Here is a 21,703-nt window from a genome sequence, read left to right on the forward strand (position 1 = left end):
TGTGCAACCTGCATTTACCAGGCTCGCTTGTTACAGCGCCTTGGCTTGACTCTTTTCCAGCACGTCGATGCGCTGATTCAGCTCGCGTATCGACTCGATCAACGGCGCCACCACCTTCTGGTAGTCCACAGTTAACAGCTCACCCTTTTGATGAACGAGCTCTGGATAAACCGCTTGGACATCTTGAGCCATCAAGCCAATATCTTTTCGCCCCGTTTCTTTCCAGGTGAACGTTACTCCTTGCAACCTCAGCAATTGCTCAGTAGCTCCCTTCAGGGCCTCGGGAGATGTCTTCAGCCGTGCATCGCTGAAAGGACAGCATGGCTGGCCTACATCACCACTGGCCAAAACCGCTCCGCTGGCAGTAACAGATGCGAGAACCAGAGCGATGCGAGAAACTGCATTTTTGAACTTCATGATTATGCCTTCAGGTGATCAACGGATACGGAGTGTTTTCCGTCTGTACACCCAAACTAAGCTCCCACTTCAACCTCCTCCATGAGAGCATTCTTTAGATACTCGTGAAAAACGACGCAGTTATGTAGGAATTTTATCGTGCACAAACGGCACAGCGGCTGAGCGCCTGCTCCACATCAGCCAGCAAGTCGTCGATATCCTCTAACCCAACCGAGAGCCGGACCAGCCCCTCGGAGATACCATGATGCTCGCGCTCTTTAGGTGTATAGCTAGAGTGCGTCATGCTCGCCGGGTGCTGCGCCAACGACTCGGCATCCCCCAAGCTCACCGCCCGCGCAAACAGCTGTAGCGCATTCATGAAGCGCCGCCCCGCCTCGATACCACCCTTGAGCTCAAAGGCAATCATCCCGCCCGGCTGGCGCATCTGCCGCTGGGCCAGTTCGTACTGCGCGAACGACGGCAACCCCGGGTAATGAATCAGCTCCACCTGCGGCTGCCGGGCCAGAAACTCGGCCACCTGCTGGGCATTGCTGCAATGCCGGTCCATGCGCAGGGCAAGGGTCTTGATTCCGCGCATCAGCAACGCCGCATCGTGTGGCGACAGCACTGCCCCGGTCATGTCTTTCAGACCTTCAAGGCGAATGCGGTCGACCAACGCCTTGCGCCCCACCACCAAGCCTGCGGTGATGTCGCCATGACCACTGAGGTACTTGGTTGCCGAATGCACCACCAGGTCCGCCCCTAGCTCAAGTGGCCGTTGCAGGTAAGGCGTGCAGTAGGTGTTGTCGACCACCACCAGCACATCACGCCCACGCGTGGCTTCGACGACCGCCGATATATCCACCAGTTGCATATTGGGGTTGGCTGGTGTTTCGAAGTAGATCATTCGCGTTTTACTGTTGATCGCCGCTTTCAGGGCATTAGCATCGTTAAGGTCGACATGGTGGATCTTGACCCCGAACTCGCCGATACCATGGTGCAGGAACGCGAACGTGCAGCCATACAAGGTGCGCCCGACGATCAGCTCATCCCCAGGCCGCAGCAGGGTCCAGATGGTCGAAGTAATGGCACCCATCCCCGACGCCAGCGCCAATCCCGCCTCACCGCCCTCCAGCGAGGCCATGCGTTGCTCCAGCAAGGCCAGGGTGGGGTTGGAGATGCGGCTGTAGAAGTGCCCCGCCTCCTCCCCGGCGAAGCAGGCAGCGCCGTACTCGACGGTCGGGAAGGCATAGGTAGCGGTCTGGTACACCGGCGGCACCAGGGCACCACCGTGGGAAAGCGGGTCGTAGCCATGGTGAATGGCCCGTGTGGAAAAACCGGTGTTGTTATGGGAGTCGCGCATGGCAACAGCCTCTTGTGGTTTGCTATAAGCTTATGCCACCGAGCTGCCCGATTTTTTCCAAAGTAGCCCACGCATCTGCGTGCATGCTGGAACAAAAACAATAAATAACGGATCAGGAGGGCAAATTATGCCTTCAAGCCTCGACCGCACCGACCGCGCCCTGCTAGCCGCTCTGCAGGACAACGCCCGCCTCACCGTCGCCGAACTCGCCGACCAGGTGGCGCTCACCACCTCGCCCTGCTGGCGCCGGGTCAAGCTGCTGGAAGACAACGGCTACATCACCGGCTACCAGGCCATCCTCTCGCCCAAGTCGCTGGGGTTTGGCGTGACCGCGTTCGTCAGCATCATGATGGACTCGCACACCAAGGACATGGCACTGGCGTTCGAGCAGCGGCTGATGGAAATTCCCGAGATCGTGGCCTGCCACAACATCTCCGGGCGCTATGACTTTTTGCTGGAGATTCTGGCGCGGGACCTGGAGTCGTTCGGGGAATTCACTCGGGAAGTGCTGCAGCGACTGCCGGGGGTGAAGGAGATCTATTCGAGTTTTTCCTACAAGGCGGTGAAGGAAAGACGGGTGATACCGGTGTCGGAGAAACACATCTGAACGACTTGCGTGGATGGCACGGGCTTCGCCCATGTTCGCGGGCAAGCCCGCTCCCACAGGGTACGCGCCACACTTAAGGTTTCTGTTACAAATCGGCCAACAAAAAACCCCGCCGAGGCGGGGTTTTTCATTACAGGCTTGCGCTTAGATCGCGCCGCGCTGACGCAGCACGTCCAGCACCAGCTTCACACCTTCGTCCACGCTAGTGGACTGGGTGTCGATCACCAGGTCTGCATCCAGCGGCACATCGAACGGGAAGCTTTCACCCGGGATGTTGTCACCACCGGCCGCGTACAGGCCTTGCGGGTCACGCTCGCGGCAAGCCAGTGGCGAGGCCTGGACGTAAACGGTCACCAGGCGCTCTTTGCCGATCAGTGCCTTGGCCTGTTCGCGGCCTTCGGCATCCGGGGCCACGAACGCGGCCAGGGTCAGCAGGCCGGCTTCGTTGAACTGGCGCGCCACATGGGCGGCGCGGCGCCAGTTCTCGGTGCGGCCGGCGCGGTCCTGTGGCAGGCCCTTGTTCAGGTCGTGGCGCAGGTTCTGACCATCGAGCACATACACCGCACGGCCCATGTCGAACAGCTTGCGCTCCACGGCATAGGCCAGGGTGCTCTTGCCAGCGCCGGACAGGCCGCTGAACAGCACGGTGGCTGGCTGCTGGCCGAAGCGCAGTGCACGCTCTTCGGTAGACACATGGGCCTGCTTGCCATGCTGGCCGGTGCTGCCGTGTGGCAGAACAGGCGGAGCGATGATCATGCCGGCGCCAACGGTGCCGTTGGTCAGGCGGTCGATGACGATGAACGCACCGGTGGTGCGGTTGCTGTCGTAACCGTCCAGGGCGATCGAGGCGTCCAGCGCAACCTTGACGCGGCCGATCTCGTTCAGTTGCAGTGCGCTGGCCGCGCCCTGCTCCAGGGTATTCACGTCAACCTTGTGGGTGATGCTGGCAATCGAGCCCGGCACATAGCTGGTGGCGCGCTTGATGTCGTACTTCTTGCCCGGGAGCATCGGCTCTTCAGCCATCCACACCAGCATGGCATCGAACTGGTCGGTTACCGGCGGAACGTTGTCGGCGTGCACCAACAGGTCGCCACGGGAGATGTCGATCTCGTCTTCCATGGTCAGGGTCACGGCCTGGCCTGGGCCGGCGTTTTCCAGTTCACCTTCGTAGGTGACGATGGACTTGACGCGGCTGCTCTTGCCCGACGGCAGCACGACGATTTCGTCACCCTTGTGCACCACGCCGCTGGCGAGGGTGCCGGCGAAGCCGCGGAAGTTCAGGTTCGGGCGGTTCACATACTGCACCGGGAAGCGCAGGTCGGTGAAGTTGCGGTCGGCCGACACCTCGACGGTTTCAAGAATTTCCATCAGGGTCGGGCCGGCGTACCACGGCGAACGCTCACTGTGGTTGACCACGTTGTCGCCCTTGAGCGCCGACATCGGCACGAACTGCAGGCTGCTCGGGGTCAGGTTAATGGCCTCGGCAAACTGCAGGTAGTCGGCCTTGATCGACTCGAAAACGCCCTGATCGAAGCCCTTGAGGTCCATCTTGTTGACCGCGACCACGATGTGCTTGATGCCCAGCAGCGAGGCAATGTAGCTGTGGCGACGGGTCTGGGTCTGCACGCCGTAGCGGGCATCGACCAGGATGATCGCCAGGTCACAGGTGGACGCACCGGTGGCCATGTTGCGGGTGTACTGCTCGTGGCCCGGGGTGTCGGCGATGATGAACTTGCGCTTGGCGGTGGAGAAGTAGCGGTAGGCAACATCAATGGTGATGCCCTGCTCGCGCTCGGCCTGCAGGCCGTCGACCAGCAGTGCCAGGTCGACTTCTTCGCCGGTGGTGCCGACTTTCTTCGAATCACGGGTGATGGCTTCGAGGTGGTCCTCGTAGATCATCTTCGAGTCGTGCAGCAGGCGCCCGATCAGGGTGCTCTTACCGTCGTCGACGTTGCCGCAGGTCAGGAAGCGCAGCAGTTCCTTGCGCTCATGCTGGGCCAGGTAGGCGAGGATGTCCTCGCTGATCAGATCAGATTGGTGCGACATGGAGTAACCCTGAAATTAGAAGTAGCCTTGGCGTTTCTTGTCTTCCATGGAACCGGCGCCATCGTGGTCGATGACACGGCCCTGGCGTTCGGACGTACGGGTCAGGAGCATTTCCTGAATGATGTCCGTCAGGGTCTCGGCTTCCGACTCGACAGCACCCGTCAACGGGTAGCAGCCAAGGGTACGGAAACGCACCTTCTTCTTGACGATGCGCGCTTTCTCTTCATCGGTGAGATGCTCGAGGATGCGATCGTCGTCGATCATGATCAGGGTGCCGTTCTTCTCGATGACTTCACGCTCGGCGGCGAAGTACAGCGGCACGATCGGGATGCCTTCGAGGTAGATGTACTGCCAGATGTCCAGCTCGGTCCAGTTAGACAGCGGGAAGACGCGGATCGACTCGCCCTTGTTGACCTTGCCGTTGTATACGTTCCACAGCTCGGGGCGCTGGTTCTTCGGGTCCCAGCGGTGCTTGCTGTCACGGAACGAGTAAACACGCTCCTTGGCCCGCGACTTCTCTTCGTCGCGGCGCGCGCCACCGAAGGCGGCGTCGAAACCATGCTTGTCCAGCGCCTGTTTCAGGCCCTGGGTCTTCATGATGTCGGTGTGCTTGGAGCTGCCATGGGTGAACGGGTTGATGCCCTGCGCCACACCCTCGGGGTTGACGTGGGTGATCAGCTCCAGGCCCATTTCCTCGACCATCTTGTCGCGGAAGCTGTACATCTCCTGGAATTTCCACTGGGTGTCGACGTGCATCACCGGGAACGGCAGCTTGCCCGGGAAGAAGGCCTTGCGCGCCAGGTGCAGCATCACGGCGGAATCCTTGCCGATCGAGTACAGCATCACCGGGTTGTCGAACTCGGCGGCCACCTCGCGGATAATGTGGATGCTTTCCGCCTCCAGCTGTTTCAAGTGCGTCAGTTTGTCGACCATGGCTACTCACGAAAAACGATCTTATGGACGGCCTGCGGGCCGTGTTCGAGCGAGCCACTTTATCACAGCGGCTACTTCTATTTAGGCGGCGGACTAGATCGAAAAGGTCTAACGATATGACTGGGGGTTTGGGCTGGCAGGTCCGGCCCTTTCGCGGGTAAACCCGCTCCCACAGGGACCGCGCCAGCCCCGAAGGCAACGCTGCACCTGTGGGAGCGGGTTTACCCCGCGAAACAGGCGACGCCGATCTCAGATGGGGTTCGGGCAATCGATAAACAGATGCTCCACGGCAAAGCGCCGCGCCAGGTAATCGCCCAGTGCCTGCACCCCGTAACGCTCGGTGGCATGGTGCCCGGCCGCGATGAAGCTGACGCCGTTCTCGCGTGCACTGTGGTAGGTCTGCTCGGATGCCTCACCCGTCAGGTACAGGTCCACCCCGGCGGCAATCGCCGTATCGATGTAACCCTGCCCGCCACCGGTGCACCAGCCAACCCGACGGATCATCTCGTCGCCTTCGATCAGCAACGGCTCACGTCCCAGCACCTCCTGCACCCGTCGGGCAAAATCGCGCGCGGTCATCGGTTCGACCAGCGAGCCGACCAGTCCCACCACCTTGGGGTTCTCCGGGTCCAGCGGCCCTTCGACAGTGATGTCCAGTTGCCGTGCCAACTGCACGTTATTGCCCACGTCCGGGTGCACATCCAGCGGCAAGTGAAATGCCAGCAGGCTGATATCGTTGTTCAGCAATGTCTTCAGCCGACGCTGGCGGATACCCGTAATGCACGGGTTCTCGCCCTTCCAGAAGTACCCATGGTGCACCAGCACCAGGTCGGCCTCGGCCTCGACCGCTGCATCCAGCAACGCCTGGCTGGCAGTTACACCGCTGACGATGCGGCTGACCTGCGGCCGGCCTTCGACCTGCAGGCCGTTGGGGCAATAATCCTGGATCTTCGCGCTGCCCAGGTAGCGTTCGGCTTCTTCAACCAGGGTGTTGAGAGCGACGGCCATGAAAATCTCCTCGAAAACTGCGCTTTTCTCGGGCCCAAGGCCCGTATAATGCCGGCCATTATGGGCCGTCGCCGGCACTGGGGGAACCGGTGTATGATCGCGCGCGCTCATGCCCCACTGCGCGGCCACTGGCCCCCGCTCTTTCCAGGATTCGTTCATGTTCAAGGCGTTTCGTTACTTTGGCTGGCCCCTGCTTACCGGCGTGCTGATCGCCATGCTGATCATCCAGCGCTTCCCGGAATGGGTCGGTCTGCCCAGCCAGGACGTCAACCTGCAACAGGCGCCGCAAACCACTCGCATCATGCAGGGCCCGGTGTCCTACGCCGACGCGGTGACGCTGGCCGCGCCTGCGGTGGTCAACCTGTACACCACCAAAGTGGTGAACAAGAGCGCCCACCCCCTGTTCGAAGACCCGCAGTTCCGCCGCTTCTTTGGCGACAACCTGCCCAAGCAGCGCCGCTGGGAGTCGAGCCTGGGCTCGGCAGTGATCATGAGCCCCGAGGGCTACCTGCTGACCAATAACCATGTCACCAGTGGCGCCGACCAGATCGTCGTGGCCCTGAAGGATGGTCGCGAGCCCCTGGCCCGGGTAATCGGCAGCGACCCGGAAACCGACCTGGCGGTGCTGAAGATCGACCTGAAGAGCTTGCCCGCGATCACCATCGGCCGCTCCGACACCATTCACATCGGCGACGTGTCGCTGGCCATCGGCAACCCGTTCGGCGTCGGTCAGACGGTCACCATGGGTATCATCAGCGCCACTGGCCGCAACCAGCTGGGCCTGAACAACTACGAAGACTTCATCCAGACCGACGCTGCGATCAACCCGGGCAACTCGGGCGGCGCGCTGGTCGATGCCAATGGCAACCTGGTCGGCATCAATACCGCGATCTTCTCCAAGTCGGGCGGTTCGCAGGGCATCGGCTTCGCCATCCCGGTGAAACTGGCGCTGGAGGTGATGAAGTCGATCGTCGAGCACGGCCAGGTGATCCGTGGCTGGCTGGGCATCGAAGTACAGCCGCTGAGCCAGGAGCTGGCCGAGTCGTTTGGCATGAAAGACCGCCCAGGGATCGTGGTGGCCGGTATCTTCCGCGAAGGGCCGGCGGCCAAGGCCGGGTTGCAGCTGGGAGACGTGATCCTGAGCATCAACGGCGAACCGGCCGGTGACGGGCGCAAGTCGATGAACCAGGTGGCGCGGATCAAGCCCACCGACAAGATCACCATCGAGGTGATGCGCAATGGTGAGCAGTTGAAGCTGATCGCCGAGGTGGGGCTGCGGCCGCCGCCTGCGCCGGCGGCCAATCCGGAAGAGAAATAAAGCGTTGATCTGGGGCTGCTTTGCAGCCCCATTTGCATCAATGCAAGATCTGGCTCAGGAACAACTTGGTCCGGTCACTGCGCGGCCGGTCGAAGAAGTCATCCGGCGCCGCCTGCTCCACGATCTCGCCCTTGTCCATGAAGATCACCCGGTTCGCCACAGTACGGGCGAAGCCCATTTCGTGGGTCACGCAGAGCATGGTCATGCCATCTTCGGCCAGGCCCACCATGGTATCGAGCACTTCCTTGACCATTTCCGGGTCCAGCGCCGAGGTCGGTTCGTCGAACAACATGATCTTCGGTTTCATGCACAGCGCACGGGCAATCGCCACACGCTGCTGCTGGCCACCAGATAACTGCCCCGGGTATTTGTGGGCCTGCTCGGGAATACGCACCCGCTCCAGGTAGTGCATGGCGATTTCCTCGGCCTTGCGCCGTGGCATCTTGCGCACCCACATCGGCGCCAGGGTGCAGTTTTCCAGGATGCTCAGGTGCGGAAACAGGTTGAAGTGCTGGAACACCATGCCCACTTCGCGGCGGATGGCCTCGATCTGCTTGAGGTCGTTGGTCAGCTCCACACCATCCACCACGATGCGCCCCTGCTGATGCTCCTCCAGGCGGTTGAGGCAACGGATGGTGGTGGACTTGCCCGAGCCGGACGGCCCGCACAACACGATACGCTCGCCTTGGCGCACGTTCAGGTTGATGTCCTTGAGCACATGGAACTGGCCGTACCACTTGTTCACACCCTGCATCTGGATGATGCCTTCGGGGCTGGCAGGCTGCTTGATCGCTTCACTCATTTCGAAACTCCTAACGCTTGTGGCCAGTGTCCAGCTTGCGCTCCAGGTGCATGGAGTAGCGGGACATACCGAAACAGAAAATCCAGAACACCAGGGCAGCGAACACATAGCCCTCGGTGGCCATGCCCAGCCAGGCCGGGTCGGCGGCGGCTTGCTTGACGCTGTTCAGCAGGTCGAACAGGCCGATGATGATCACCAGGCTGGTGTCCTTGAACAGGGCAATGAAGGTGTTGACGATGCCGGGGATCACCAGCTTGAGCGCCTGCGGCAGAATCACCAGGCCCATCGCGCGCCAGTAGCCCAGGCCCATGGCCGCAGCGGCTTCGTACTGGCCCTTGGGAATGGCTTGCAGGCCGCCGCGTACCACCTCGGCGATGTACGCCGACTGGAACAGGATCACCCCGATCATCGCCCGCAGCAGCTTGTCGAAGCTCATGCCTTCGGGCAGGAACAACGGCAACATCACCGACGACATGAACAGCACGGTGATCAACGGCACGCCACGCCAGAACTCGATGAAGGTCACGCACACCACCTTCACGGCCGGCATCCTCGAACGCCGGCCCAGGGCCAGCAGGATACCCAGCGGCAAGGCGCCGACGATGCCCACGGTGGCGATCACCAGGGTCAGCATCAACCCGCCCCACTGACTGGTGGCTACGGTGTCCAGGCCAAGCACACCGCCATGCAACAGGGTGTAGGCCAAGATCGGGTACAGCACCAGGAAGCCCAGGCCATAGAAGGCTTTGCGCGGGAAGCGCTTGATGAACAGCGGCGCAGCGCCGAGCACGGCAAGCCACACGGTCAGGTCCACGCGCCAGCGCAACTCGGCCGGGTAATAGCCGTACATGAACTGGCCGAAGCGCTGCTGCACGAACACCCAGCAGGCGCCTTCCTTGGTGCAGTCGGCACGGGTGGTGCCGACCCAGTTGGCGTCGATCAACGCCCACTGGATGAGCGGCGGTACGATCAACCACACCAGGTAAATGGCAAACAGGGTCAGCAGCGTGTTGAGCCAGCTGGAAAACAGATTGGTACGCATCCATGCGAGCACGCCGACGGTTTTCACCGGTGGCGGCATATCGGGTTTGAAAACATGGGCATTCACGGGCGTATCCTCACCGCTCGATCAGCGCAATGCGCTTGTTGTACCAGTTCATCAGCAGCGAAATGCTGATGCTGATGGCGAGATAGACACTCATGGTGATGGCAATCACCTCGATGGCCTGGCCGGTCTGGTTGAGCACGGTACCGGCGAACAGCGAGACCATCTCCGGGTAGCCGATACCGGCCGCCAGCGACGAGTTCTTCGCCAGGTTCAGGTACTGGCTGGTCAGCGGCGGAATGATCACCCGCAGTGCCTGGGGAATGATCACCTTGCGCAGGGTCGGGCCCTCGCGCAGGCCCAGCGAGCGCGCGGCTTCGGTCTGGCCATGGCTGACCGAACGGATGCCGGAACGCACGATTTCAGCGATGAAGGCTGCCGTATAGATCGTCAGCGCCAAGGTCAGCGCCAGCAGCTCGGGGATCAGCACCCAGCCACCGACAAAGTTGAAGCCCTTGAGCTGCGGCACTTCCCAGGTCACCGGGCTGCCGAACAACAGCACGCTCAGGCCCGGGATGACGATGAGTAGCGCCAACCCCACCCAGAACTTGTGGAACGGCACACCCGTCTCGTCGAAGCGCTTGTTGGCCAGGCGCACCATCACAACGATGGCGGCAATCGCCACCACCAAGGCAACGACGAACGGCCAGAAGCCATCGGCCATGGACGCACCAGGCATGTTCAGGCCACGGTTGCTGATGAAGAACATATCGTCGATGTTGATGCTGCCCCGCGGTCCCGGCAGGGTCAGGAACACGGCGAAATACCAGAACAGGATCTGCAGCAACGGCGGAATGTTGCGGAAGGTTTCCACATACACGGTGGCCAGCTTGTTGATCATCCAGTTCGGCGACAACCGCGCCACACCAATGATGAAGCCCAGAATCGTCGCCAGGATGACACCGATGAAGGTCACCAGCAGCGTATTGAGCAGGCCGATGACGAACACCCGCGCATAGCTGTCAGATTCCACATAGGGGATCAGGTGCTGGGCGATGCCGAAGCCGGCGCTGCGGTCGAGAAAGTCGAAACCCGAGGTGATACCCCGGTGTTGCAGGTTGGTTTGCGTGTTGTGGAACAGGTACCAGCCCAGGCCGACCACGAAGACGATCGTGAGGATCTGGAACAGCCACGCGCGCACACGCGGATCGTTAAGGGACAAGCCCTTGGGTGCGCCGATTTGATTTTGCATGAAGTGCCCCGGACAGTAGGGATTCGAACAGCCTGCGGCGGCGGGATGCCGCCGCAGGGGGCAGCCATCAGCGCACAGGTGGCGCGTACTGGATGCCGCCGTTGTTCCACAGGGCGTTCATGCCACGGTCGATCTTCAGGTCGGTGCTCTGGCCCAGGTTCTTCTCGAACACTTCGCCGTAGTTGCCGACTTGCTTCACGATTTGCACCACCCAGTCTTTGGGCAGCTTGAGGTCCTTGCCGTACTCACCGTCCGCACCCAGCAGGCGGGCGACGTCCGGGTTCTTGGTGCCTTTGGCTTCGGCCTCGACATTCTTCGAGGTGACGCCCGCCTCTTCGGCGTTGAGCATGGCGAACAGGGTCCACTTGACGATGCTGAACCATTCTTCGTCGCCTTTACGCACCACCGGGCCCAGTGGCTCCTTGGAGATGGTTTCCGGCAGTACCACATACTCGGTCGGCGCGGCCAGCTTGGAGCGCTGGGCGAACAGCTGCGACTTGTCCGAGGTCAGCACGTCGCAACGGCCCGACTCCAGCGACTTGGCGCTTTCGTCCGAGGTGTCGAAGGTGATCGGGGTGTACTTCAGGTTGTTGGCGCGGAAGAAGTCCGACACGTTCAGCTCGGTGGTGGTACCGGCCTGGATGCAGATGGTCGCGCCATCCAGTTCCTTGGCGCTGGAAACACCCAGCTTCTTGTTGACCAGGAAACCTACGCCGTCATAGTAGGTGACACCGGCAAACACCAGGCCCATGCCGGCATCGCGCGAGCTGGTCCAGGTGGTGTTGCGCGATAGCACGTCCACTTCGCCCGACTGCAGGGCGGTGAAGCGTTCCTTGGCGTTGAGCTGGCTGAACTTGACCTTGGTGGCATCGCCGAACACGGCGGCGGCCACGGCGCGGCAGACATCGGCGTCGATACCGACGATCTTGCCTTGCGCATCAGGTACCGAGAAGCCCGGAAGACCGTCGCTCACGCCACACTGGACGAAGCCCTTCTTCTTTACCGCATCGAGGGTGGCGCCGGCCTGGGCATTGCTCACGGCGCCCAGTGCGGCGGCAGCGGTCAGGACTGCCAGGGTGGTTTTCAACATCTTCATTCACAACCTCCAAATCGCTCTTGTTGTATCGAGCCGGAATTGCACCGCACCCTTTTGAGGCGTATCCGACCCGTATTGGCTTGTTATTGGGTCAATTGGCGCAATGGACTGTTCTGTGACAGCCTTCGCGTGCAAAGGGTGTTACCGTCACGGCCTGCCCTTTGCATCACAGGTTGAATTGCAAAGCGCGTACCAAAATTCGCGGCTGTAGCGTTTAAGCGCTCGTCAAGTAGGGAAAGTTGTATCGTTGCGACATTCTTTTTCCGACAATCATTTCCAGCGCCTTCTTTTCACGCACGCCATAACAAGACCCGCACACTTTCGGAGCAGTCATGACCAACCCGCTGATTCTCGAACCGCAGAAAAACGCTGACGCCTGTGTGATCTGGTTGCACGGTCTGGGGGCCGACCGTTACGACTTCCTACCGGTAGCCGAATTCATGCAGGAGCGCTTGCTCAGCACCCGGTTCATCATGCCCCAGGCCCCGACCCGCCCAGTGACCATCAATGGCGGCTATGCCATGCCCAGTTGGTATGACATCAAGGCCATGACCCCGGCCCGCGCCATTGACGAAGCGCAGCTGGAAGCGTCAGCCGAGCAAGTGGTTGGCCTGATCAAGGCCGAGCAGGCCAAAGGCATCAACCTGTCGCGGATCTTCCTGGCCGGTTTCTCCCAGGGTGGCGCGGTGGTGCTGCACACGGCCTATATAAAGTGGCAGGAAGCACTGGGTGGAGTGATTGCCCTGTCCACCTATGCCCCCACCTTCAACGACCAGCACCAGTTGAGTGCCTGCCAGCAGCGCACCCCGGCCCTGTGCCTGCACGGTGTGCATGACCCGGTGGTGATCCCGTCCATGGGCCGCACCGCCTTCGAGTACCTGAACACCTGGGGCGTCGCCGCCCGCTGGCACGAATACCCGATGGAACACGAAGTGGTGGTCGAAGAACTGAACGACATCCACGACTGGTTGAGCAAGCAACTGCAATAGGCTGGCTCTCTTGTAGTTGTGGGAGTATTCCGCTACGCCGCGCCCGGATCTTGCATTACACTGCCCGGCGTACATTCCTTAATCAGTTGATGAGACGATCGTGCTCAAAGCACTCAAGAAAATATTCGGCAAGGGAGACGCCGCGCCACAAGCCGTCGCTCCTGCTGCCAGCGTGACGCCGCCTGCGCCCGCCCCCGCCAGCGAGGCCCGGCCCGCAGTCAAACCAGCCGCCCCGCGCGCCAATCCCACCCCCAAGGCTGAACAGCCTGCCGCCGTTACGCCTGCTGACGAAAAATCGGCCAAGGACAAACCGCGTCGCGAGCGCAAGCCCAAGCCGCAGGCCAGCCTGTGGAAGCCGGAAGATTTCGTGGTCGAGCCGCAGGAAGGTAAAACCCGCTTCCACGACTTCAAGCTGTCCAACGAACTGATGCACGCCATCCACGACCTGGGTTTCCCGTACTGCACACCGATCCAGGCGCAGGTGCTGGGTTACACCCTGCGTGGCCAGGACGCCATCGGCCGGGCCCAGACCGGTACCGGCAAAACGGCAGCGTTCCTGATCTCGATCATTTCCCAGCTGCAGCAGACGCCACCGCCCAAAGAGCGCTACATGGGCGAGCCACGCGCGCTGATCATCGCGCCTACCCGCGAACTGGTGGTACAGATCGCCAAGGACGCCGTCGCCCTGACCAAGTACACCGGTCTGAACGTCATGAGCTTCGTCGGCGGCATGGACTTCGACAAGCAGCTCAAGGCCCTTGAAGCGCGTCACTGCGACATCCTCGTGGCCACGCCTGGCCGCCTGCTGGACTTCAACCAGCGCGGCGAAGTGCACCTGGACATGGTCGAAGTGATGGTGCTGGACGAAGCCGACCGCATGCTCGACATGGGTTTCATCCCCCAGGTCCGCCAGATCATTCGCCAGACCCCGCCGAAAAGCGAGCGCCAGACGTTGCTGTTCTCCGCCACCTTCACCGACGACGTGATGAACCTGGCCAAGCAGTGGACCACCAACCCGGCCATCGTCGAGATCGAGCCGGAGAACGTGGCCAGCGAAACGGTCGAGCAGCACGTGTATGCCGTAGCCGGCAGCGACAAGTACAAGCTGCTGTACAACCTGGTGACCCAGAACAAATGGGAACGGGTGATGGTGTTTGCCAACCGCAAGGACGAAGTGCGGCGCATCGAGGAAAAACTGGTACGCGACGGCATCAATGCCGCCCAGCTGTCGGGCGACGTGCCGCAGCACAAGCGCATTCGTACCCTGGAAAGCTTCCGCGAAGGGCGCATTACCGTGCTGGTGGCGACTGACGTGGCGGGGCGTGGCATTCACATCGATGGCATCAGCCATGTGATCAACTTCACCCTGCCGGAAGACCCGGACGACTATGTGCACCGCATTGGCCGGACTGGCCGGGCGGGGACCAGTGGTGTGTCGATCAGCTTTGCCGGGGAGGATGACTCGTATCAGCTGCCGGCGATCGAAGAGCTGCTGGGGCGCAAGATCAAGTGCGAGATGCCGCCGGATGAGCTGCTGAAACCGGTGCCGCGCAAGCATCACTGACCAGTGTTGGATTCTTCGCGGGCAAGCCCGCTCCCACAGGTACTCCACAGGTTTCAGAAGCTGTGGAGTACCTGTGGGAGCGGGCTTGCCCGCGAACCGGTGCGAAGCACCGGCCATCAAACAAAGGCCTACCAGCGCCCAGCGGCATCCTGGTCACTCTGCTTCCCTTCCACCCACCTTGGCCCTTCCTGGGTATTCTCCTTCTTCCAGAACGGCGCCCGGGTCTTCAGGTAGTCCATGATGAAGTTGCAGGCATCGAACGCCGCCTGCCGATGAGCACTGGCCACCCCGACAAACACAATCGGTTCGCCCGGCTCCAGCGCCCCTATGCGGTGCAACACCTCCACCTTGAGCAACGGCCAGCGCTGCTCGGCTTCAATCACGATCTTGGCCAAGGCCTTTTCGGTCATGCCCGGATAGTGCTCAAGGAACATCCCCGCCACTTCGCGGCCATCGTTAAAATCCCGCACATAGCCGACAAAACCGACCACCGCCCCCACGCCCACATTGGCCGCATGCATGGCATTGGTTTCGGCCCCTGGGTCGAACGCGCCTTCCTGCACTCGCACTGCCATGTTCAGCCTCCGGTCACCGGTGGGAAGAACGCCACTTCATCGCCCTCTTCCAGCGGCTCATCGAGCCTGCACAGCTCTTCGTTGCGCGCACACATCAGGTTTTGCTCAGCCAGCAGCTCATACTTCCCGCCCTTGGCCACCAACGCCTTACGCACATCGTCGAGCACATTGAATGCACCTTCCACGCGCTCAGCATCCACACCCAGCTGTTCGCGGTAACGGGCGAAGTACATCACCTTGACCTTCATCATGCCTCCACCTTGTAGTGCCCGCTCTTGCCACCGAGCTTCTCCAACAGGCGCACCTGCTCGATGACCATGCCCTTGTCCACGGCCTTGCACATGTCGTAGATCGTCAGGGCAGCAACGCTGGCGGCAGTCAGTGCCTCCATCTCTACGCCGGTCTGCCCGGCTAGCTTGCAGCGGGCGACGATACGCACGGCGTCCTGACCATCGGCGCCGAGTTCGACCTTGACGCTGGTCAGCATCAGCGGGTGGCACAGCGGGATCAGGTCGCTGGTCTTCTTCGCTGCCTGGATCCCGGCGATGCGCGCCACGGCGAACACGTCACCCTTGGGGTGTTCGCCATCGACGATCATCTGCAAGGTCTGCGGCAACATGCGCACCCGCGCCTCGGCGGTAGCCTCGCGCTCGGTCACGGCCTTTTCAGTGACGTCGACCATGTTGGCCCGCCCCTGGGAATCAAGATGTGTCAGCACTGCTCTGCTCCTGTGAAGGGAACAGCCAGTGTAAACCTGTGGGTCAGGTTTGAGCAGAGGGTTTACCCGCGAAGAAGCCGGGCGGCGAACCGCCCGGCGGTGAGGGTTACAGGTGCGACTCGGCGTACTCGGCCAGCACCGAGCGCGGTACACCCTGCAGGGTAATGTGCACGCCGTGGGGGAAGTCCTTGAAGCGCTCGGTCAGGTAGGTCAGGCCCGAGCTGGTCGCGGACAGGTAGGGGGTGTCGATCTGCGCCAGGTTGCCCAGGCAGACCACTTTGGAACCGGAGCCGGCACGGGTGATGATGGTTTTCATCTGGTGCGGCGTCAGGTTCTGGCACTCGTCGATCAGGATCAGGCTCTGCTGGAAGCTGCGACCACGGATGTAGTTCAGCGACTTGAACTGCAGCGGCACCCGCTCGAGGATGTACTCCACACTGCCATGGGTGCTTTCGTCATCCATGTGCAAGGCTTCGAGGTTGTCGGTGATGGCGCCCAGCCAAGGCTCCATCTTCTCGGCCTCGGTACCCGGCAGGAAGCCGATCTCCTGGTCCAGCCCCTGCACGCTGCGGGTGGCGATGATGCGCCGGTAGCGCTTGCTGACCATGGTCTGCTCGATGGCCGCGGCCAGGGCCAGGATGGTCTTGCCGGAACCGGCGGCGCCGGTCAGGTTGACCAGGTGGATATCCGGGTCGAGCAGGGCGAACAGCGCCAGGCTCTGGTGGATGTCGCGTGGTTTCAGGCCCCAGGCTTCCTGGTGCAGCAGCGGCTCCTGGTGCAGGTCGAGCAACAGCAGCTCGTCGTTGCGGATACCCTTGATCCAGCCGACGAAGCCCTGCTCATCGATGATGAACTCGTTGATGTGCACCGCCGGCAGGTTGTCGATCATCTGCACCCGATGCCAGGTGCGGCCGCGCTCCTGGCGGGTATCGACCTTGCTGACGCGGTCCCAGAACGAACCGGTGACCGAATGGTAGCCCTTGGACAGCAAGGACACGTCATCGACCAACTGGTCGGTGCTGTAGTCCTCGGCCGCAATGCCACACGCGCGCGCCTTCAGGCGCATGTTGATGTCTTTGGTGACCAGCACCACGTCCAGGTCGGTGCGCCGGCTGCGTACTTCCAGCAGGGTGTTGATGATGATGTTGTCGTTGAGGTTTTCCGGCAGCAACTTGCTGGGTTCGTTGCGCGGGCTCATCAGGATCGACAGGAAACCCTTGGGCCCACTCTTGTTTCGTTGGATCGGCACGCCCTGCTCGACATCGCTGGGCGAAGCATCACCAAGGGTCTGGTCGATCAGGCGGATGGCCTGGCGGCATTCGGCGGCGATGGTCTGTTTACCCGTCTTGAGCTTGTCGAGTTCCTCCAGCACCGTCATCGGGATGGCGACGTGGTGCTCCTCGAAGTTCAGTAACGCGTTAGGGTCGTGAATCAGGACGTTGGTATCGAGCACATAGAGGATTGGCTTGCTGGAGGAAGGGTTGCGTCCTTGGTCATCCATACTCGGTCACCTTATGTCGAAGCCATACGGCGCGGTCTGTTGCGCCGCAAAGTGACTGCCGCTGTCCCCGTATCCGCGTTGTTACGGGCGGGAAGCGAACCTGCTAGGTGGGCCTGGATGACGCCACCTGTGCTGCAGGAATCGGCTGTCTGGTTTCTTCATACCGCAAAAACCATGACCGAAAAAAGCATTTTTACGACTTTTTGAAGTTTATTTTTCCGATTGACGAAGAGGCCTTGGCGGCGAGGCCAGAGGGGACTACGCTCAGAAGTCATACCCTCTAGTCGCTATATGCATATTCCCGGCAATCTTCCCAACCGATCCCGCTTTGCGCGGTATTACGCAGCAGCCATTCCACCGCCGGCTGGGCCTTGGGCACGCTGTCATGGAACTGGATCACGCCTTTACGCCACAACAGCATCAGCGTCAGCACGCGTTGCGCCGAAGCCTCTGCGCCCAGTGCGCCATCGTCCTCGGCATCGATATCCCACAACGATACCCGCAGCTGCTGCCTGGCCATGAACGCCTCGCCATCGGCACGGCGTTGGCCATAAGGCGGGCGGAACAGCGGCACATACTGGTCCGGCAAGTCGGCCTGCACCCGCGCCTGACTGCGCCGCAGCGAGTCCTGCCAATCCGTCCACTGGGCATGGGAGCGGTATTCCCAGCCTTGAATGCCCACACACTGCCCGCGATACAGTTGGCGCAACGCATTCGCCGCCCCCGCGTCACGGCGTTGCTGCAAGCGGTTTCCCAGCACGAAGAAGGTGCCCTGAAGCTTCTGCCGACGCAGGTAATCCGTCAGCAAGTCGGTATTTCCGCCGTCCGGCCCTGGCCCGCCGACGAAGGTCAACAGGAACATGCGGTCGTTCAGTTCATCCCCGTTGCGCTCGCGCGAAGACAGCCGCTCCACCTCGCTGCTGGTCTGCGGCAGCAACGCCGCCTTGCGCACTTGCTCGTCCAGGTAGCGTACATGGAACTGATGGCTCGGCTCGACCCAGCCGGTATAGAACGTGCCGACATCCGCAGCGAATTTCGCCGCCTGGGTGCGCAAATCCGCCATTGATGTTACCGGGTAGCAGAACGACGCATCCTGCTCGCAACTGCGCTGGGCTTGTTCATAACCTTCCCACAGCCGCTGCCACATGCGCGCCCGCACCTGACGCACCTTCTGCAGGTTTATTTGCCGCAGCCCCAGCCGCGCTGCAAGCGCCCCATCGTCCAGCAATTCGCTTTCGTGCAGCACCTGGGCGAATGAGAGGATCTCGGCACGCGAGGCCACGTCGAACAGCGCCGGGCTGTCCAACTGCTCGGGCCACAGGCTGCGGTCCAGGCTTGCCTGGGGTGAAGGGGCGGCTTGCACGGCCAGGCTCAACAGAGCGGCCAGCAAGGCAAAGGCGATGCGCACGGTGGAAGGCTCCGCAACGGCAAAACGCGAACTATAGCGCCTGCACCGCTCCATGGTCTGTGACTATCGTCGCCATAGTTTGGACTTGCACCGCCCACCCCGTAGAATCCCTGGCCAACGATGCCAGGAGCCGACCCGATGCTGACGGTGATTTCCCCCGCCAAGACCCTCGACTACGACACCCCGCCGGTGACCGAGCGTTTCACCCTGCCCCAGTACCTGGACGACTCCCAGGCATTGATCCAGCAGTTGCGCGAACTCTCGCCCGCACAGATCAGCGAACTGATGCACCTGTCCGACAAGCTCGCCGGCCTGAATGCCGCCCGCTTCGGCAGCTGGACCCCAGACTTCACCCCCGCCAATGCCAAACAGGCACTGCTGGCGTTCAAGGGTGACGTGTACACCGGCCTCGACGCCGAGAGCCTGGGTGAAGACGATTTCAGCTACGCGCAGGATCACCTGCGCATGCTGTCAGGCTTGTACGGTCTGCTGCGTCCACTGGACCTGATGCAGCCTTACCGCCTGGAAATGGGCACCAAGCTGGCCAACGCCCGTGGCAAGGACCTGTACGCCTTCTGGGGCACGCGCATCAGCGAATGGCTGAACCAGGCCCTGGCCGAACAGGGTGATGACGTGCTGTTGAACCTGGCCAGCAACGAGTACTTCAGCGCGGTGAAACGCAGCGCCCTGAAGGCCCGTGTGATCAACGTCGACTTCAAGGACCTGAAGAACGGCCAGTACAAGATCATCAGCTTCTACGCCAAGAAAGCCCGCGGCATGATGAGCCGCTTCGTCATTCAGCAGCGCATCAGCGACCCGGAGCAGCTCAAGCAGTTCGATGTGCAGGGGTACTACTACAGTGCCGAGCAGTCCAAGGCTGGTCATCTGGTGTTCCTTCGCGATCATCCCACCGAGTAAGTCTGTAAGGCCCTCTTCGCGGGCACGCCTGCGAAGAGGGCCGCAACCGTGACGCATCCCCCGCCCTGCAACAGGGCTCGACTCAAACCGCCATCACGCCATGAATCCGGCGCCAACAAATCGCCACGCCTACCTTTATCGCCAAACGCCATAAGACCGTTCATACCTTTTTTGACGAATTTTGAAAAATATTTTCCGGTACTGGCATAAAAACATCTCGCAACAGTTCCGTCCTTTATACACCGGGGTGAAACCGCCGAGTGCTATCAAATTGGAACTGCCCGCCGCTGAATAAATATTTAGAAATCTTTCATCCGGGTGAAACCCGCTCAGGAACTTCTGCTACGACAAATCGCTCATAGTGCCGTAACGAATGTTCTGCCTCCGGGCTGTGAGACATGACTTACACATGACAAGGGCTGGTATCCACGACCGCCTTGATAACTTAGGCAGGTATACGGCAACCCCGAAAACCCTGTCCACGCAGGAGAGACGCGCCCTTACAAATCGTCCTAGTGGTTGATTTCAAAGGATTTTTCCACTTGAAAGAACAAGCACAGCAACGCGCCAAGTAGCGCATTGCAATAAAGACGGCTGCATTTCAAGGCACGTTTTTTAATAGATGGCTTTTTACTACCAACTTTGAGTGCATAACTTTTTGCGCTCCGGATTTATTTTGCCTGCGCTCGGCGAAGTGTGCATTCGCCATGGACCCGTGCGCCCGAAAACTGTTGTTAATCAACCCGGCCGGCACTTCTGGTAAGCGTCGGCGTGATAAACACATGAGGTGATAGCGATGCGTATCAGCATCTTTGGTTTGGGTTATGTGGGTGCAGTCTGTGCAGGCTGCCTGACGGCGCGTGGCCATGAAGTGATCGGTGTGGACGTGTCCAGCACCAAGATCGACCTGATCAACCAGGGCAAGTCGCCCATCGTCGAACCTGGCCTGGAAGCACTGCTGCAACAGGGCATCGCCAATGGCCGCCTGCGCGGTACCACCGACTTCGCCGAAGCCATCCGTGCCAGCGACGTGTCGATGATTTGCGTTGGCACGCCCAGCAAGAAGAACGGCGACCTGGGCCTGGAGTACATCGAGTCGGTGTGCCGTGAAATCGGCTATGTACTGCGTGACACCACCCGCCGCCACACCATCGTGGTGCGCAGCACCGTGCTGCCTGGCACCGTCAAGAACGTGGTCATCCCGATTCTCGAAGACTGCTCGGGCAAAAAGGCCGGCGTCGACTTCGGCGTTGCGGTCAACCCGGAATTCCTGCGTGAAAGCACCGCGATCAAGGACTACGACCAGCCACCGATGACGGTCATCGGCGAACTGGACAGCGCCAGCGGCGACATCCTGCAGGCCCTGTACGAAGAACTCGACGCCCCGGTGATCCGCAAGCCGATCGAAGTGGCCGAGATGATCAAGTACACCTGCAACGTGTGGCACGCCACCAAGGTCACCTTCGCCAACGAAATCGGCAACATCGCCAAGGCCGTGGGTGTCGATGGCCGTGAAGTGATGGACGTGGTCTGCCAGGACACCGTGCTGAACCTGTCCCAGTACTACATGCGCCCTGGCTTCGCCTTTGGCGGCTCCTGCCTGCCCAAGGACGTGCGCGCCCTCACCTACCGTGCCGCCAGCCTCGATGTGCGTGCACCGCTGCTCGACTCGCTGATGCGCAGCAACGAATCGCAGGTGCAGAACGCCTTCGAGCTGATCGAAGCCCACGACAAGCGCAAGGTCGCCCTGCTGGGCCTGAGCTTCAAGGCCGGCACCGACGACCTGCGCGAAAGCCCGCTGGTAGAGCTGGCCGAGCGCCTGATCGGCAAGGGCTACCAGTTGGACATCTACGACGAGAACGTCCAGTACGCCCGTGTACACGGCGCCAACAAGGACTACATCGAGTCGAAGATCCCGCATGTGTCGTCGCTGCTGAACGCCGACTTCCAGCAGGTGATCGACAACGCCGACATCATCGTGCTCGGCAACCGTGACGAGCAGTTCCGCGCGCTGGCCCAGCAAGCGCCAGCCGGCAAGCAGGTGATCGACCTGGTCGGCTTCATGAGCAAGCCGACCTGCACCACCAGCCGTACCGAAGGCATCTGCTGGTAAGCCCTCAGCCAGGCGACGCAGGCCCCTGGCCTGCGTCGCCCACCCTTTCCC

The 21,703-nt window shown here is 61.3% G+C and carries 20 protein-coding genes; 6 read left to right on the forward strand and 14 right to left on the reverse strand.

Annotated elements, in window-relative coordinates; translation table 11 throughout:
• Positions 1-30 precede the first annotated feature (30 nt).
• Complete coding sequence (locus QQL85_RS15995; RefSeq protein WP_284354456.1) at positions 31-417, reverse strand: tail fiber domain-containing protein; 387 nt, start codon at positions 415-417, stop codon at positions 31-33.
• 133 nt (positions 418-550) lie between these two features.
• Positions 551-1,759, reverse strand: a complete 1,209-nt coding sequence (locus QQL85_RS16000) for a methionine gamma-lyase (RefSeq protein WP_284354457.1) — start codon at positions 1,757-1,759, stop codon at positions 551-553.
• A 127-nt stretch (positions 1,760-1,886) separates the two neighbouring features.
• Here QQL85_RS16000 and QQL85_RS16005 point away from each other — a divergent pair, with 127 nt between their 5' ends.
• Entirely contained in the window at positions 1,887-2,366 is a 480-nt protein-coding gene (locus tag QQL85_RS16005) for an Lrp/AsnC family transcriptional regulator (protein WP_016498026.1), read from the forward strand.
• Positions 2,367-2,510: 144 nt separating this feature from the next.
• Here QQL85_RS16005 and cysN read toward each other — a convergent pair whose 3' ends face one another.
• The 3 genes from cysN to QQL85_RS16020 form a co-directional block, all read right to left on the reverse strand.
• Entirely contained in the window at positions 2,511-4,412 is a 1,902-nt protein-coding gene (cysN, locus tag QQL85_RS16010; protein ID WP_284354458.1) for a sulfate adenylyltransferase subunit CysN, read from the reverse strand.
• Between the two features lie 15 nt (positions 4,413-4,427).
• A complete protein-coding gene (gene cysD, locus QQL85_RS16015; RefSeq protein WP_284354459.1) occupies positions 4,428-5,345 on the reverse strand; it encodes a sulfate adenylyltransferase subunit CysD in 918 nt (305 codons plus the stop codon).
• A gap of 249 nt (positions 5,346-5,594) precedes the next feature.
• Positions 5,595-6,353, reverse strand: a complete 759-nt coding sequence (locus QQL85_RS16020; protein WP_105945726.1) for a Nif3-like dinuclear metal center hexameric protein — start codon at positions 6,351-6,353, stop codon at positions 5,595-5,597.
• A gap of 157 nt (positions 6,354-6,510) precedes the next feature.
• Between QQL85_RS16020 and algW the strand changes: the two genes are divergently transcribed.
• Positions 6,511-7,671: a Do family serine endopeptidase AlgW gene (gene algW, locus QQL85_RS16025; RefSeq protein ID WP_284354460.1), complete on the forward strand. Its 1,161-nt coding sequence runs from the start codon at positions 6,511-6,513 to the stop codon at positions 7,669-7,671.
• Between the two features lie 37 nt (positions 7,672-7,708).
• Here the strand turns inward: algW and QQL85_RS16030 are convergent, their stop codons facing one another.
• The 4 genes from QQL85_RS16030 to QQL85_RS16045 form a co-directional block, all read right to left on the reverse strand.
• Positions 7,709-8,473 (reverse strand): amino acid ABC transporter ATP-binding protein, encoded by a 765-nt coding sequence (locus tag QQL85_RS16030; protein WP_133975306.1) that lies wholly within the window; start codon positions 8,471-8,473, stop codon positions 7,709-7,711.
• A gap of 10 nt (positions 8,474-8,483) precedes the next feature.
• Positions 8,484-9,581, reverse strand: a complete 1,098-nt coding sequence (locus tag QQL85_RS16035) for an amino acid ABC transporter permease (protein ID WP_284354461.1) — start codon at positions 9,579-9,581, stop codon at positions 8,484-8,486.
• Between the two features lie 10 nt (positions 9,582-9,591).
• Positions 9,592-10,770, reverse strand: a complete 1,179-nt coding sequence (locus tag QQL85_RS16040) for an amino acid ABC transporter permease (RefSeq protein WP_284354462.1) — start codon at positions 10,768-10,770, stop codon at positions 9,592-9,594.
• 67 nt (positions 10,771-10,837) lie between these two features.
• On the reverse strand, positions 10,838-11,866 hold the full coding sequence (locus QQL85_RS16045; RefSeq protein WP_284354463.1) for an amino acid ABC transporter substrate-binding protein: 1,029 nt from the start codon (positions 11,864-11,866) through the stop codon (positions 10,838-10,840).
• Positions 11,867-12,198: 332 nt separating this feature from the next.
• Here QQL85_RS16045 and QQL85_RS16050 point away from each other — a divergent pair, with 332 nt between their 5' ends.
• Both QQL85_RS16050 and rhlB read left to right on the forward strand, forming a co-directional pair.
• A complete protein-coding gene (locus QQL85_RS16050) occupies positions 12,199-12,855 on the forward strand; it encodes an alpha/beta hydrolase (protein ID WP_284354464.1) in 657 nt (218 codons plus the stop codon).
• A 100-nt stretch (positions 12,856-12,955) separates the two neighbouring features.
• Entirely contained in the window at positions 12,956-14,419 is a 1,464-nt protein-coding gene (rhlB, locus tag QQL85_RS16055) for an ATP-dependent RNA helicase RhlB (protein ID WP_284354465.1), read from the forward strand.
• Between the two features lie 128 nt (positions 14,420-14,547).
• On the opposite strand, the gene moaE is transcribed toward rhlB, so the two are convergent.
• The 5 genes from moaE to QQL85_RS16080 all read right to left on the reverse strand — a co-directional run bounded on the left by moaE (position 14,548) and on the right by QQL85_RS16080 (position 18,621).
• Entirely contained in the window at positions 14,548-14,994 is a 447-nt protein-coding gene (gene moaE, locus QQL85_RS16060; protein WP_284354466.1) for a molybdopterin synthase catalytic subunit MoaE, read from the reverse strand.
• 2 nt (positions 14,995-14,996) lie between these two features.
• The gene (moaD, locus tag QQL85_RS16065; protein ID WP_119371362.1) at positions 14,997-15,242 is read right to left on the reverse strand and encodes a molybdopterin converting factor subunit 1; all 246 of its coding nucleotides are present in this window, start codon (positions 15,240-15,242) and stop codon (positions 14,997-14,999) included.
• On the reverse strand, positions 15,242-15,712 hold the full coding sequence (moaC, locus tag QQL85_RS16070; RefSeq protein ID WP_284354467.1) for a cyclic pyranopterin monophosphate synthase MoaC: 471 nt from the start codon (positions 15,710-15,712) through the stop codon (positions 15,242-15,244). Before moaC ends, moaD begins: the two co-directional genes overlap by 1 nt.
• Positions 15,713-15,818: 106 nt before the next feature.
• Complete coding sequence (locus tag QQL85_RS16075) at positions 15,819-17,213, reverse strand: PhoH family protein (RefSeq protein ID WP_051098608.1); 1,395 nt, start codon at positions 17,211-17,213, stop codon at positions 15,819-15,821.
• Between the two features lie 280 nt (positions 17,214-17,493).
• A complete protein-coding gene (locus QQL85_RS16080) occupies positions 17,494-18,621 on the reverse strand; it encodes a polysaccharide deacetylase family protein (RefSeq protein ID WP_284354468.1) in 1,128 nt (375 codons plus the stop codon).
• Between the two features lie 138 nt (positions 18,622-18,759).
• On the opposite strand from QQL85_RS16080, the gene yaaA reads away from it, so the two are divergent.
• Both yaaA and QQL85_RS16090 read left to right on the forward strand, forming a co-directional pair.
• Positions 18,760-19,539: a peroxide stress protein YaaA gene (yaaA, locus tag QQL85_RS16085; RefSeq protein WP_284354469.1), complete on the forward strand. Its 780-nt coding sequence runs from the start codon at positions 18,760-18,762 to the stop codon at positions 19,537-19,539.
• A 796-nt stretch (positions 19,540-20,335) separates the two neighbouring features.
• Positions 20,336-21,652, forward strand: coding sequence for a nucleotide sugar dehydrogenase (locus QQL85_RS16090; protein WP_016713524.1), 1,317 nt, complete (start codon positions 20,336-20,338; stop codon positions 21,650-21,652).
• Positions 21,653-21,703 lie beyond the last annotated feature (51 nt).

It is taken from the genome of Pseudomonas putida, assembly GCF_030159595.1.
In the GTDB taxonomy this organism is placed as follows: Bacteria; Pseudomonadota; Gammaproteobacteria; order Pseudomonadales; family Pseudomonadaceae; genus Aquipseudomonas; species Aquipseudomonas putida_AC.